At 45.6% G+C, this 13559-nt stretch carries 12 protein-coding genes; 8 read left to right on the top strand and 4 right to left on the bottom strand.

Annotated features, from left to right (window positions below; translation table 11 throughout):
- Positions 1-229 precede the first annotated feature (229 nt).
- From QUA38_RS21745 to QUA38_RS29470, 5 genes are all read left to right on the top strand, one after another.
- The gene (locus QUA38_RS21745; RefSeq protein WP_333165450.1) at positions 230-1006 is read left to right on the top strand and encodes an ABC transporter ATP-binding protein; all 777 of its coding nucleotides are present in this window, start codon (positions 230-232) and stop codon (positions 1004-1006) included.
- Positions 1007-1299: 293 nt separating this feature from the next.
- Positions 1300-2031 (top strand): urea amidolyase associated protein UAAP1, encoded by a 732-nt coding sequence (locus QUA38_RS21740; protein ID WP_333165448.1) that lies wholly within the window; start codon positions 1300-1302, stop codon positions 2029-2031.
- A 77-nt stretch (positions 2032-2108) separates the two neighbouring features.
- The gene (locus QUA38_RS21735; RefSeq protein ID WP_333165446.1) at positions 2109-2750 is read left to right on the top strand and encodes an urea amidolyase associated protein UAAP2; all 642 of its coding nucleotides are present in this window, start codon (positions 2109-2111) and stop codon (positions 2748-2750) included.
- Between the two features lie 284 nt (positions 2751-3034).
- Positions 3035-6652, top strand: a complete 3618-nt coding sequence (gene uca / locus QUA38_RS21730) for an urea carboxylase (protein ID WP_333165444.1) — start codon at positions 3035-3037, stop codon at positions 6650-6652.
- 224 nt (positions 6653-6876) lie between these two features.
- Positions 6877-6984: a WG repeat-containing protein gene (locus QUA38_RS29470; protein ID WP_445305088.1), complete on the top strand. Its 108-nt coding sequence runs from the start codon at positions 6877-6879 to the stop codon at positions 6982-6984.
- 43 nt (positions 6985-7027) lie between these two features.
- Here QUA38_RS29470 and QUA38_RS21725 read toward each other — a convergent pair whose 3' ends face one another.
- Positions 7028-7816, bottom strand: coding sequence for a class II glutamine amidotransferase (locus QUA38_RS21725; RefSeq protein WP_333165442.1), 789 nt, complete (start codon positions 7814-7816; stop codon positions 7028-7030).
- Between the two features lie 502 nt (positions 7817-8318).
- Between QUA38_RS21725 and QUA38_RS21720 the strand changes: the two genes are divergently transcribed.
- From QUA38_RS21720 to QUA38_RS21710, 3 genes are all read left to right on the top strand, one after another.
- The gene (locus QUA38_RS21720; protein ID WP_333165453.1) at positions 8319-8612 is read left to right on the top strand and encodes an ATP-binding protein; all 294 of its coding nucleotides are present in this window, start codon (positions 8319-8321) and stop codon (positions 8610-8612) included.
- Positions 8613-8633: 21 nt separating this feature from the next.
- Positions 8634-10553: an iron uptake porin gene (locus QUA38_RS21715; protein ID WP_333165440.1), complete on the top strand. Its 1920-nt coding sequence runs from the start codon at positions 8634-8636 to the stop codon at positions 10551-10553.
- Between the two features lie 445 nt (positions 10554-10998).
- Positions 10999-11274 (top strand): hypothetical protein, encoded by a 276-nt coding sequence (locus QUA38_RS21710; RefSeq protein ID WP_333165438.1) that lies wholly within the window; start codon positions 10999-11001, stop codon positions 11272-11274.
- Positions 11275-11421: 147 nt separating this feature from the next.
- Here QUA38_RS21710 and QUA38_RS21705 read toward each other — a convergent pair whose 3' ends face one another.
- The 3 genes from QUA38_RS21705 to QUA38_RS21695 form a co-directional block, all read right to left on the bottom strand.
- A complete protein-coding gene (locus tag QUA38_RS21705; RefSeq protein ID WP_333165436.1) occupies positions 11422-12312 on the bottom strand; it encodes a thermonuclease family protein in 891 nt (296 codons plus the stop codon).
- Between the two features lie 96 nt (positions 12313-12408).
- A complete protein-coding gene (locus tag QUA38_RS21700; RefSeq protein WP_333165434.1) occupies positions 12409-13038 on the bottom strand; it encodes an ACP phosphodiesterase in 630 nt (209 codons plus the stop codon).
- A 50-nt stretch (positions 13039-13088) separates the two neighbouring features.
- A partial coding sequence (locus QUA38_RS21695; RefSeq protein ID WP_445305087.1) for an AMP-binding enzyme occupies positions 13089-13559 on the bottom strand: 471 nt, incomplete at its 5' end.

The following is a 13559-nucleotide window of genomic DNA, read 5'->3' as shown; positions in this document are numbered from 1 at the left end:
TTCTCAATTTTCTGCCTTTAGGGAGCCTGTGCCAATCACAGGCTCCCTTTTCTTTCCCTTGTTAGTCTAAACTCCAGCAAGTCAGAAACAGTAAGCAGATGTTGAAGGAAGAAGGCAGTGGTGTAAAATAAAATCGAAACCCACGCTAGATATCGTTGTTAGTCCTAAAATTTACAGATTTTGGGAATGAAAAAAACTAATTTTTACTTACATTACAGAGGATTTACTCATGTTTCTACAAATCAACAATCTGCACAAAAACTTTGAAACAAAAAACGGTAAATTAGTTGTCCTCAAGGACATCAATATGAGCATCAAGCAAGGCGAATTTATCTGCGCGGTAGGCGCATCCGGTTCGGGCAAATCTACTCTGTTGAGGCAGATTGCGGGATTGGACAAGCCGACAGCAGGGGAAGTGAAAATTGACGGTAAGGAAGTTGTTTCGCCTGGGCCGGATCGAGGTATGGTATTTCAGCATTACACTCTTTATCCTTGGATGAACGTGCAGGAAAATGCCGAGTTTGGCCTCAAACTTCAAGGCGTCTCCAAGAAAAAGCGGCGCGAACAAGCGAGCTATTATTTGAGTGTGGTAGGATTGACGCAGTTTGCTTCGTCGCTGCCGAAGGAATTGTCGGGCGGGATGAAACAGCGGGTGGCGATCGCCCGCGCCCTCGCTTCTGAACCTAAAGTGTTATTAATGGATGAACCTTTCGGCGCCTTGGATATCCACACTAAAGAATCGATGCACGAATTCATGCTCGATTTGTGGCGCCGCACTCAGATTACAATCTTTATGATTACCCACGATGTCGAAGAAGCGGTATTTCTTTCCAATCGGATTTATGCTTTGGGTGCTCGTCCCGGTACAGTGAGAAAGGAAATGTCGATTAATTTGCCCGATCGCACTCCCAGCGTTAAACGCCACGCCAAATTCCACGATTACCGCGACGAACTCATGGATTTGATGCGGAAACACGGACAGGAAGCAGTTGCAATGGCTGCTTAAATAGAAATAGGTTTGTAGTTGCACTTTTTGCACCCTCGCCAACAGTACAACGGCAAACCTAACTAAGTGGAAACTTAACATCTTGCACCATTGTCAATTACCTATTTAGGAACGGGCAAGATGCCCGTTCCACAATAAAATTGAGTTTTGTGGAACGGGCATCTTGCTCGTTCTTGAGAATGGTGCAAAATATCAGTGGAAATAAATATTACTTTGGGAGAGGGCGGGTTGTGCCGCTACAAAATACTATTGTTTTATTTCGCTGACCTACCCAAATACATCAAGAGGAACTTATGGTGCAACTATCATCGATCGACACAAACTCACAAATTGATTCTGACCTCGTATTAATGCAAGAAACCGTACCGGGCGGCGCGTACTGGTCGGGGGTCATCAAGCGGGGAAACACCCTGCGAATCACCGATTTAGAAGGCTCTCGCGGCGTTTCCATGCTGTGCTACAACGCCGACAATGCGATCGAACGTTTCAACGCAGCAGACACAGCCAAAATTCAATTCAACGCCTTTCTCAAACAAGGGATGGTGCTCTACACAGACATGGGACGCATCCTATTTTCTATAACCGAAGACACCTCCGGCTGTCACGATTTGCTAGGAGGATGCAGTAACGCCATTAGCAATGCCAAAAAATACGGCGAAGGAGACTGGAAAAACTCCCGTGACAACTTCCTTAAAGCCCTAACTCGGTGGGGATTGGGCAAAAAAGATATCATGCCCAACCTCAACTTATTTACTCGCATTGCCGTCAAACCAGACGGCACGATGGAGTTTCGCGAAGGCTGCGAAAAACCGGGGAGTTTTATCGATTTGCGAGCCGAAATGAACGTATTGACCATTATCTCTAACTGCCCCCACATCCTGCATCCGGGTTCAATTTACGATCCAAAACCCATCCAAATTCAGATTGTGAAATCTCCCGCACCCGCACCCGACGACTTGTGTCGCACCGCCAACCCGGAAGCAGTGCGCGGCTTCATCAACACCGATGCTTTGTTCGTGCAATAGGCGCGATTCCACAACTAAATCTTATCCGCATCAATCTGCGGTGAAAAATTCTGCACTTCCATCACAAAAAGTGAATCATGACTGCAACTACCCAACAAATCCTGGATCCAAAAACAGCAATTTATAACGAAGTCTTATCCGCCAGACATCCCTGGTCTCGTGTCATCAAAAAAGGACAGATTCTCCGCATTGTAGATTTAGGCGGAAATCAAGCAGTAGATTTTTTAGTTTACAATGCCGATGACCCTTCCGAACGCTACAGCGCCCCCGATACGATCGTCAATCAAGGCAACATCTTTGTCACTACAAACAGCCAACTCATTTCCAACGAAGGGCGAGCCATGATGACCATAATTGCTGACTCCTGCGGGCGGCACGATACCTCCGGCGGCGCCTGTAGCTGCGAAAGCAACTCAGTGCGGTTTGGACTAGATAAAAAATACCAGCACGCCTGCGTTGAAAATTTCCTCGCCGCAATTCTTCCCTACGGTTTGGGCAAACGAGATTTAGTCAGCAACATCAACTTCTTTATGAATGTTCCCGTTAGCGAAGACGGCACCCTAGAAATTGTTGACGGCATCTCCGATCCGGGAAGTACAGTTGATTTGCGAGCCGAAATGAACGCGCTAGTTGCTATTTCAAACTGCCCGCAAATGAACAATCCTTGCAATGCTTACAATCCTACCCCGATTCAGTTGATTGTTTGGGATTCCGTGTAATCTAATTAGTATGCCCGCAGAGAGGGGGACGCTAGCACTATTGTTACCGTCCTTCCCAATTGCCCCAAAAGACTTGCATATAGCCATCCTAAATCATTTGTGAATTTCTTGCTCCCTCCCCTTACTAAGGGGAGGGCAGGGGTGGGGTCAAAAATTTACAACTCATTTACGATTGCTATAGCATTCCCAAGCTTTCCTATCTGGAAATTATCTGCGTTTATCTGCGTTCATCTCCCTTACATCTGCGGTTGACTTATCAATCAAAGATTTATACAATTACCCAAATGTTTAAGAAAGTTCTAATTGCAAATCGCGGTGAAATTGCCTGCCGAATTATCCGCACGCTCGATCGCCTCGGAATTGCTTCGGTAGCAGTATATTCTGAAGCTGACGCCCGCGCCAAGCACGTTTTCGCCGCCAGCGAAGCCGTTTGTATCGGTGCAGCCGCCGCAGCCGAGAGTTATTTGCGGTTCGATCGCATTCTCGAAGTTGCGCGCCAAACAAAAGCTCAAGCTATCCATCCGGGTTACGGCTTTTTGAGCGAAAATGCTGAATTTGCCGAAGCTTGTGCAAGTGAAAATATTGCATTTATCGGCCCGACTCCGAGTCAGTTGCGCTGCTTTGGATTGAAGCACACCGCGCGGGAAATAGCCGCTGCAAATCAAGTACCGCTAACTCCCGGAAGCGAACTTTTAGCAAGTTTAGAGGATGCGGAAAAAGCGGCTGGGGCGATCGGCTATCCGGTGATGCTCAAAAGTACCGCAGGCGGCGGCGGCATTGGTTTGCAGGCTTGTTTTGGCGATCGAGATTTAGCAGAAGCCTTTGAAAAAGTACAGCGTTTGAGTCAAAGCAATTTTAAACAAAGCGGCGTTTTTTTAGAGAAATACATTCAAACAGCCAGACACATTGAAGTCCAAATCTTTGGAGATGGCAAAGGAAATGTCATAGCCTTGGGCGAGCGAGATTGTTCGGTGCAGCGGCGCAATCAAAAAGTAATTGAAGAAACCCCCGCCCCTGCTATTAGCGACGAACAGCGAAATCAGTTGTACAGTGCAGCCGTGCGGTTGGGAAAAGCGGTAAATTACCAGTCAGCGGGTACTGTGGAATTTGTCTTTGATGTCGATGCGAAACAGTTTTATTTTTTGGAAGTCAACACGCGCTTGCAAGTTGAACACGGCGTTACTGAAGCTGTCAACAACATCGACCTCGTTGAGTGGATGGTAAAACAGGCTTCAGGAGATTTGTTCCCCCTGGAAGAGTACCGCTATCGGCCGCAAGGACACTCAATTGAGGTGCGAATTTATGCGGAAGATGCCGGCAAGAATTTTCAGCCGAGTTCCGGGTTGCTGAATCAAGTTGCCTTTCCCGAAAACGTCCGGTGCGACAGTTGGATAGAAACCGGCACGGAGGTTACTCCTTTTTACGATCCGCTGCTAGCCAAAGTAATCGTTTGCGGGGATAATCGAACGCAGGCGATCGCTCAACTCAAAGCTGCTTTAGATGCCAGTGAAATAGCGGGAATAGAAACTAATTTAGATTACCTCCGCCAGATTTTGGACGATTCCCGATTCAGCCGGGGCGAACTGAGTACGCGCTTTTTAAACTCTTTTGAATACGCACCTTTAACGATCGATGTATTGGATGGGGGAACCTACAGCAGCATTCAAGATTATCCGGGGCGGATTGGCTATTGGGATGTGGGCGTGCCGCCTTCGGGGCCGATGGATCATCTGGCATTTCGATCGGCAAATCGTTTAGTAGGAAATCCCGAATCGACAGCAGGATTGGAATTCACAGCGACAGGCCCAACTCTGCGGTTTAATGCCGATACAGTTATTAGTTTAACTGGTGCAATTATGAAGGGAACGCTAAACGGCGAATCGGTGCCGTTTTGGACATCAATTCCCGTAAAAGCTGGCAGCATTCTCAAGTTAAAAGCCATTCAAGGCGGCGGCTACCGCACTTATTTAGCAGTCAAACACGGCTTTAATGTCCCCGATTATTTGGACAGCAAATCAACTTTTGTACTGGGAAAATTTGGCGGACACGCGGGCCGCACGCTGCGTCCGGGAGATGTGCTTAAACTGCTTCAAACTGCCACTCTGGAAGCGGAAAGATCTTTGCATCGGGAACTAATTCCCACCTACAGCAATAATTGGGAAATCGGCGTTTTGTACGGCCCTCACGGCGCGCCGGATTTCTTTACTGAGTCAGACATCGAAATGTTTTTCTCCACAGAATGGCAGGTGCATTACAACTCGACGCGGACGGGCATTCGGCTGATCGGCCCGAAGCCCACTTGGGCGCGTCAAGACGGCGGGGAAGCGGGTTTGCACCCGTCTAACATTCACGATAATGCTTACGCGATCGGCACGATCAATTTTACGGGCGATATGCCTGTAATTCTCGGTCTGGACGGCCCGAGTTTGGGAGGTTTTGTCTGTCCTGCTACTATTGTGCAGTCGGAATTGTGGAAAATCGGGCAACTGAAACCGGGGGACAGCATTCGCTTTCACTGTTTGAGTTTTGCTGAAGCTTTGCAGCGGGAATTAGCACAAAATAGGCAAATTGCTACTTTTTGCTTGCCTATTTTTGCGGAAAATGCGGAGGAATTGCCCGCAGTTCCAGCCTCTCCAATTTTGCACGAAATTTCCGAATCTCCGGGACAGGTTGCTGTTACTTACCGTCAAGCTGGGGATAAATATATTCTAGTTGAATACGGCCCGTTGGTGCTGGATTTAAATTTGCGTTTTCGGGCGCACGCATTGATGGAACACTTGAAAGCCAATCCGTTACCGGGTGTTATCGAATTAGTGCCGGGAATGCGATCGCTCCAAATTCACTTTGAGGGCCGCCAGATTTCGCAACAGCAGCTAATGCAGGCGCTGATTGCGGCGGAGGTGGAACTTCCGGCGATCGAGGATTTGGAAGTGCCGGCGCGAATTGTGCACTTGCCTTTATCTTGGGAAGATGAATCGACGCTGTTGGCAATTGAAAAATATATGCAGTCTGTGCGATCGGATGCACCTTGGTGTCCCAGCAATATTGAGTTTATTCGCCGCATAAACGGGCTTGACAGCATCGAACAAGTCAGAGAAATTGTATTTAATGCTAGCTATTTAGTGATGGGTTTGGGAGACGTTTATTTAGGCGCGCCCGTCGCAACTCCCCTCGATCCGCGCCACCGTTTGGTTACTACTAAATACAATCCCGCCCGCACTTGGACTCCTGAAAATGCAGTTGGCATTGGCGGCGCGTATTTGTGCGTTTACGGGATGGAAGGGCCCGGAGGTTATCAATTTGTCGGTCGCACGGTGCAAATGTGGAATCGGTTCAAACAAACGGCGGATTTCCAGTCTGGTAAACCTTGGCTTTTGCGCTTTTTTGACCAAATCCGATTTTATCCGGTTTCCCATGAGGAATTGCACCGCTGTCGGGAAGCATTTATCGAAGGGAAGTTTAAATTAAAGGTTGAGGAAATCACTTTTAATTTGAGAGAATACAATGAGTTTTTGCATTCTATTGCTAACAGTGCGGCTGAGTTTAAAGCGCAGCAGCAGGCCGCATTTAATGCAGAGCGCGATCGCTGGGCCGCATCCGGGGAATTTGACGCTGAAACTATCGCAGAAGCCTCGGCGGATGTGGCTTCTGAAACAGCGGCGGAGGTGACTTTGCCGATCGGTTGTGAGGCAGTTGTCGCTCACGTTTCGGCCAATGTTTGGCAGGTACTGGTTAATGTTGGAGATGTGGTTGCAGAGGGCGATCGCCTGTTAATTTTGGAAGCGATGAAAATGGAAATTGCTATTACTGCTGATGTTGCCGGCACTGTTGCCCAGTTGTTTTGTGAAAAGGGGCAAACGGTGACAGCCGGACAAATTCTCGTGGCGCTTCAACCGAATTAATCTCTCTGTTGTCACTTCGGGCACAGTAGAAGCCGTTGGATAATTGCGGGATGATTTTGATTGTTTTGTGGGATGGGATATCGTAGGCAGTCAGGTGTATTTTCACTGAAGGCGGGACACCCCACAAGAATCATCATCAAATTGTGCAACCCCGGCTAATTTAATGAAGGTTTAGCAGCAGTTAGGGCTTCAAAAGGGTGGGGCATCAAGCAGGCCAGTAGGCGATCGCCCCGCAATTCTCGGCGGCGGGCAGTTTTTCGGAAGGCTTAGCCGCTGTCAAGCGCGATGGCAAATCTGGCTTCATCAATCAAGCTGAAAAGCTGGTCATTTAGCAGGTTCGGGCTTTGTTTAGGCTTTAAATTTGTTTAAATCTCGTTAACTTAACTCCAGCCGCCCATAAGAGAGCGGCCAACCATCTTGAAATACCAGCAATTCTCCCGGCTGAATTTGCGTCCAAACTTCGTTATCTGTCAGCGGAAAAGTGGCAATAACAGCCACGCGATCGTCCTCGTTGGTCAATTCCCGAAAATCGACTGTTACATCTTCGTCGATCGAGTGAGCGCTAGCAAAAGGTGCTTGTCGCACAATATAATGCAGATTAGTAGAACAGTGGGTGAACAAGTGTTCTCCATCGGAAAGTAAATAATTAAAAATTCCGTGCTCTGCCAAACTTTTAGTAATTTCCTCCAGTACCGGGTAAATTTCCGCTACAGCAGGCTTACTTTGAGGAAAAGAGGAGCGCAGCTTTTCTAATATCAAACAAAAAGCTTTTTCGCTGTCAGTTTTGCCAACGGGTTTGTAAACTCCGGCACATTCTGGATAAAAGTTTTCGAGATTTCCGTTGTGAGCAAACACCCAATAACGTCCCCACAATTCCCGAATAAAAGGGTGGCAGTTTTCCAGAGCAATTTCGCCTTGCGTAGCTTTGCGGATGTGAGCAATGACGTTAGTTGAATGAATGGGATAGCGACGCACTACTTCTGCAACCGGAGAAGCAATCGCAGGTTTAGAGTCTATAAAAAGGCGACATCCCAAACCTTCAAAGAAAGCAATTCCCCAACCGTCTTGATGAACGTCTGTTTTGCCCCCCCTTGCAGAAAAACCCTCAAAAGAAAAGCAAATATCTGTCGGAACATTGCAGTTCATTCCCAGTAATTGGCACATAGCTTTTAAGTCTCTGGAGTGTGGATCGATCGCGCAGCTATTGGCAGCTACAGATTGGCGGTGATAATATTATAGTATTAACGGGTTAAATAAGTTAAATATACTTAATATTTTGGGTGGGTCAACCGTAATGATACTGAAGTTAAAAAATTTGCTAGCTCAAACAATTGATTGTGTTTCTCTGCGAACGATGTTAATCGCTCACTCGCTCCGCACTCTTTACCTGCATACAACGAGTATAAAGTATTAGCCAATATGGGAAGGAATTGATAGCACTTTGATGATTTGGCGGTATCGTTTGAAGACCAATAATAACCGTCCGGTAATTCAAAAAATTAATAAAATGGAAATGTTACTTTGATTAAATACTATCGGAAAACTGAAGTAGCTATTTATAAGTTTTACTAAAAAAAGCAATTAATGCTTGACAACAAGGTAAATGAGGGTGTAGTTCGGTAGCGATTACACCTGCAGCCAATATCATAACTATTACTACTTAGTTATCGAGAGAGAGCGAGATATTTTGATGAAAATTAAACACAATGGTAGAGGGAGGTCTGAGGAAATAATATCGCCGAATTTTGACTCTTCATTCATTACTAAATCTGTAGGAAAAAAAACGGGAACCGGATTGTCAATCAGCCGTCACATAGTGGAAGAAAGCGAGGGCAGCAGTTTGACTTGTTCGTCGGTTTTGGGAGAAGGAATGGAATTTACGATCGCCCTTCATCTCGAATATTGCCTGAAGCGTAGTTATCCCGTAGGGAATCACGCTTTTTCTCGCTTTTTCAGATAAATCTCACAGAGTATAAATAACATGAAAAATCACAAGTACGATCGACCAATTTGGAAAATCCTTAGCAGCTTAATACTAGGATTCGGATTGCAGGCATTATTCAGCATTCCCACCTTAGCAGAAACGACTGATCCTGAAACCATAGCAAATAGTGCAAATTTGAAAGATCCAGTTAATGAATGGTATCAATTACCCGCACCGACCAATAATCTACCGGAGAACTTTGATCGTAATCCCGATCGCAAATTAGTCGAAAAAGCTGACAATGTTGAGGAAACTTCACCGATAAACCCCACATCGGAGCCACCCGTACCTATCGCGAGCGAGATAGAAACTCACGTATCCGAAGCCAGCGAAACGCAGCCTGCCCCAATACCCGCATTAGTTGAAGAAAATAAATTAGAAAATCCCCCATTAGTTTACCAGGCTGAAAACTCACTAGAACAAGTTACATCAGTTTCCCAACTCAGCGACGTACAGCCCACAGACTGGGCATTTCAAGCACTGCAATCCTTAGTAGAAAGATACGGCTGCATAGCTGGATACCCCGACGGAACCTATCGCGGAAACCGCGCTATAACGCGCTATGAATTTGCAGCCGGAGTCAATGCTTGTTTAGATACAATCCGCGAGTCCATCGCCAAATCAACTGAAAGTCTAGCTAAGCGAGACGACTTAATAAAACTGCAAAAATTGCAAGAAGAATTTGCCGCAGAAATTGCCACAATCCGAGGCAGAGTGGATGTGCTAGAAGCGCGAACTAGCGAACTAGAAGCCAATCAATTTTCGACTACAACTAAACTGTCGGGATTCACAATTTTTGGAATACAAGGGCGCACGCCGAACCGTGCGGATCGGACTCCCAGAGACGGCAAAAGGGATACCGAAGACCCCGGTACAAATGTCAACTCGATCAACTTCACTCAATTATATTTAACCACTCAATTTAGTCCTCGTAGTAACTTATTAATCGGTTTTTACAACCAGAAAGGAAGCAATTCACCACAATTAACCGAAGACGTAAACGTTGCTTATAATTTAGGAGAAACTCCTGGATTTACTATCAGCGACCTCAACTACCGCTTTCTTGCCAGCGACAAATTGGCAGTGTTTGCAGGGACAGCAGGAGTTAACATGATTACCGCTTTTCGAGGGCCGAATCGGGCCGAAAGTGCAGCTTCTGGCCCCCTTTCTGCGTTCGCCCAAAGAAACCCAATTTTGAACACTGGTTTGGGTTTAGGCGGCATCGGCATTGACTGGCAATTTGCGAAGAGAGCCAGTTTGCAAGCAGTTTATTCAACTAACATTTCTGGATTTTTTGTCAGTTCTAACGGGCCTAGAGGACACAATACATTGGGTGTACAACTAACTCTGACACCAGACGATCCAGTGGATTTTACTATCTATTATGTTAACGATTATTCGCCCGACGGTAATCTGATTAGTTTGGCAGGGGATAGCCAACTAACTGCCATCAATCCTAACACAAATAAGTCTGCTTCTCTGGAAACCAATGCAGTGGGAGCAAGTTTAAATTGGCGCCTTTCATCGCGAGTTTCTCTGGGAGGTTGGGCTGGTTATACTAATTCTCGCATTCCTGGTAAATTTGGTACGGTAGCCACTACAAATTATATGGTTTTTGTAAATTTCCCCGATTTGTTTAAAACAGGAAATTTAGGAGGAATTTATATCGGGCAACCGCCTAAAATTGTCAGCAGCAATTTACCTACAGGCAATAACGTTCCTGATTTTTTAGATACGGGTTTAGGGCGATCGGGCGGGCAACCCGGAACGACTACTCATGTAGAGGTATTCTACCGCTGGCAGGTGAATGATAATATCAGCGTCACTCCTGGATTGATCTTGATTTTTCAACCCGGTCATACTCCCGATAGCGACCCAATCTCAGTTGGTGTATTGAGAACTTCATTCTCCTTTTAAGAGTTTAATCCTGTGGGGCCGGGTTTAGTAGATCGCGAATTGCCAACAATTTTGGTGAACTCGGCCCGGAGGAACGGCCCACAAGAAAATTTAATTTTGTGGAACAGGCATCCTGCCTGTTAAGGGAGAAAGGTGTTCTTCCCTCCGCAGACAGTGATTAAAACCCCAGCGGGATTTCCTAAGATTTTTTCTCAGTAAAAACCCGCTATCTTTACTGCAACTTTACATTTAGTAGTAATTTCCCCGTTTTTATCTTTTTTTCCTACATACAAATACCTAACTATTAAGTTTAAAAAAATACGCATAAACACGCTTGAAACATAAGTTTTCCTAACTTAATCTATTAATAGGAGCATTACTAATAGTTCTTTAAGTTTAGGTTTAGATAAATATGATTAAATCAACGGGCTGTCTTGGGTTTCTGAGCTTTGCTGTAATTTCTGCTATGACTGCCTATCCGTGTCAGGCACAAACCACTGTCACATCGCAGACAAATGTAAATGCAACACAGGAGATTACAATTACCGAGTCACCAAATCTTGCTAACACTTCTGCCAGCAATTTTGGGAAAAATTCTAACATTTCTAAATCTTTTACCGTCTCAGAATTGAATAGCACACTTCCTGACTCTACTCCTCCTATAACAACTCCTCAAAATCAATCTGCACGCACAAATCCATTAGGATGCAGATTTTTTGATAGTCCTTCGATGCAGCAATAAATGTTCCTGCATCTCTTGATAAATAGAATATCCAGGCTGAATAGAGGGCGATCGTTTTTTAGGATCGCCTTTTATTTGCGCGATAGCACTTCCTAAGAAAATTATATGTAGTAAAAAGAATTGATGAAATTAACCCTAGTTTAAATATTATCGGGGAAAGTCTGAAAGTTGTTTGATATCCTTCAAAACTATTTGAGGCGTCCCTTTGTACTGTTCTACCTTCCCACTGACATACACATATCCCCGTCCCAGACCCGCATAACGCTTCTCGATTAGCCGCTTCAAGGGAGCCATTTCATCAGTTTCAGCATCTGGTATCCACAAATCTAATTTATGATACACTGAACCCGCATAAATCAGAGCGCTGCCGCCGATCCATTTAGTAATTCCCGCCTGTAAATCGCAGAAAATAGTAATAGATGTAGCTCTCTCAGAAGCCGCTAATATTTTCGGGTAGTGCAACCTCAAAGAAAGCGCTCCTCCTGTTGCTTCTGACAACCGAAACTCTTCAACAATTGAGGCTCGCATCGACCACCAAGGCAGTAAATTAGCATAGTTGCGAGAGGGAATTTTGGCATTGGTAATCGGATTCCAAATCACCAGATTGTAAGCTTTTGCTGCCGATTCGGCCTGAGTCATTTGTCGGTGATACAATCTGGAGCGCCCGTATTTGACGAAGTAGGGACTCCAGCCTTCTTCAATCAGTTTAATATTGTAATTTTCTCCGTCTTTATGTACGTAACAGAGGAGACGCCCGTAGTTGTCGCGGTGTTTTTGTAGAGCCACTTCAACCGCATCGTCTGTATCAAATTCTATGTCAATTTGAGCAAGTCCGCCATCTGCTGTCGCGAAGTATTTTTTAGCCATTTCCGTACCTGCTTTCCCCGCCGCAGTTACAGGCTTCGAGCCTCCCGGATGACTTTCTTCTGTATCGACGCAAATCAGCCGCAGAGACTCGGTTTTGCCGTTGAGAGAAATTTTGATGCTGTCGCCATCAACTACTTTAGTTATTTGCAGGCTCGGAATTCTGGTTGCCATATTTTCAACCCTGTTGCACTTGAGATTTCATGCAGGTATCGGTTGAATCATACACGAGTTCGCTATCAATAGCAACTGTAATTTTTGTTGTTTGTATTAATATTTGTCAACTGTGGCGTATTTTATCAAATCGGGGAAAAAATCCCGAAAATCCGATTCTAAGCGTTGATAGTTAGCTGTCAAATCTTCTATGCCGCTTGCCAAGTTATTTGTCCTTTTGAGTCGCGCCGAAATTCTTGTAAGAGTGATGCCGATTTCTGCAATTTCCTGATAAGATGAAAGCAAGTCGCGGGCAATTATTGTGGGCAGCAACCGCTGGAGAGATTCAGGCAATATATCGCGGTTGTCTTGCAGGACTTTATAGACATGGTGAGAAAAATCGGGAAGCGGAATTTGTGAATATTCCAGCCAATTTTTAGCCAAGAAGTGGTCGTAAAACACGTCTATCAAAACTCCAGCAAACCTTCGTCTGTGGGAAGAAACAAGGCTTTTACTCGATCGCACTATGGCGTGAGAGTCCGTGTAGCTATCTACTTTGCGGTGCAAATCGATGCCTTTTCTAATTTCCTCGGGATAAAGGTTGACAGCCGAACCTTTGACAAAATCTCCTAAGAGGTTGCCAATCAGAGATTCTGGCGTGCCTTTTGATAAGAATAGATGAGCCAAATAATTCATTACTACAGTAAAAATATCTAAGATAACATAAGGAGAAACAGTAAGGTACACGACCCGGCGCACCTTACTGCTATTAAGAAGCTGCCCTGAAAAAAATCCCCTTACGAACCGCCACGCAATTTATCCAAAACCGTCCTGTCTTCCAAAGTCGAAGTATCTCCAGAAACCTCTTCTCCCGCAGCTAAAGAACGCAGCAACCGGCGCATGATTTTGCCGCTTCGCGTTTTCGGCAAAGCATCGGTAAATCTAATTTCGCCGGGACGGGCGATCGCCCCAATTTCCTTAACAACGTGCTGCTTCAATTCCTTAGCCAATTCTTCGCTAGGTTGCTGCGAGTTGTCCAGCGTGACAAAAGCCACAATGTCCTCACCTTTAATCTCATCCGGTTTACCAACAACCGCAGCTTCCGCCACCGCTGGATGCGATACCAAAGCTGACTCGACTTCCATTGTGCCGAGTCGGTGTCCGGCCACATTAATAACATCGTCAACGCGGCCCATTACCCAGAAATAACCGTCTTTGTCCTTGTGCGCGCCGTCCCCTGCAAAGTACACAAATTCGCCATCTTTCGG

The sequence above is a fragment of the Microcoleus sp. Pol12B4 genome, assembly GCF_036701385.1.
Classification (GTDB): domain Bacteria; phylum Cyanobacteriota; class Cyanobacteriia; order Cyanobacteriales; family Microcoleaceae; genus Microcoleus.
This window is presented reverse-complemented; position numbering and strand designations above follow the sequence as displayed.

Coding starts and splice junctions, on each gene's coding strand:
- QUA38_RS21735 (WP_333165446.1), top strand. CDS start 2,109: ATGACTGCAACTACCCAACAAATCCTGGATCCAAAAACAGCAATTTAT.
- QUA38_RS21705 (WP_333165436.1), bottom strand. CDS start 12,312: ATGGCAACCAGAATTCCGAGCCTGCAAATAACTAAAGTAGTTGATGGC.
- QUA38_RS21740 (WP_333165448.1), top strand. CDS start 1,300: ATGGTGCAACTATCATCGATCGACACAAACTCACAAATTGATTCTGAC.
- QUA38_RS21710 (WP_333165438.1), top strand. CDS start 10,999: ATGACTGCCTATCCGTGTCAGGCACAAACCACTGTCACATCGCAGACA.
- uca (WP_333165444.1), top strand. CDS start 3,035: ATGTTTAAGAAAGTTCTAATTGCAAATCGCGGTGAAATTGCCTGCCGA.
- QUA38_RS21745 (WP_333165450.1), top strand. CDS start 230: ATGTTTCTACAAATCAACAATCTGCACAAAAACTTTGAAACAAAAAAC.
- QUA38_RS21715 (WP_333165440.1), top strand. CDS start 8,634: ATGAAAAATCACAAGTACGATCGACCAATTTGGAAAATCCTTAGCAGC.
- QUA38_RS21725 (WP_333165442.1), bottom strand. CDS start 7,816: ATGTGCCAATTACTGGGAATGAACTGCAATGTTCCGACAGATATTTGC.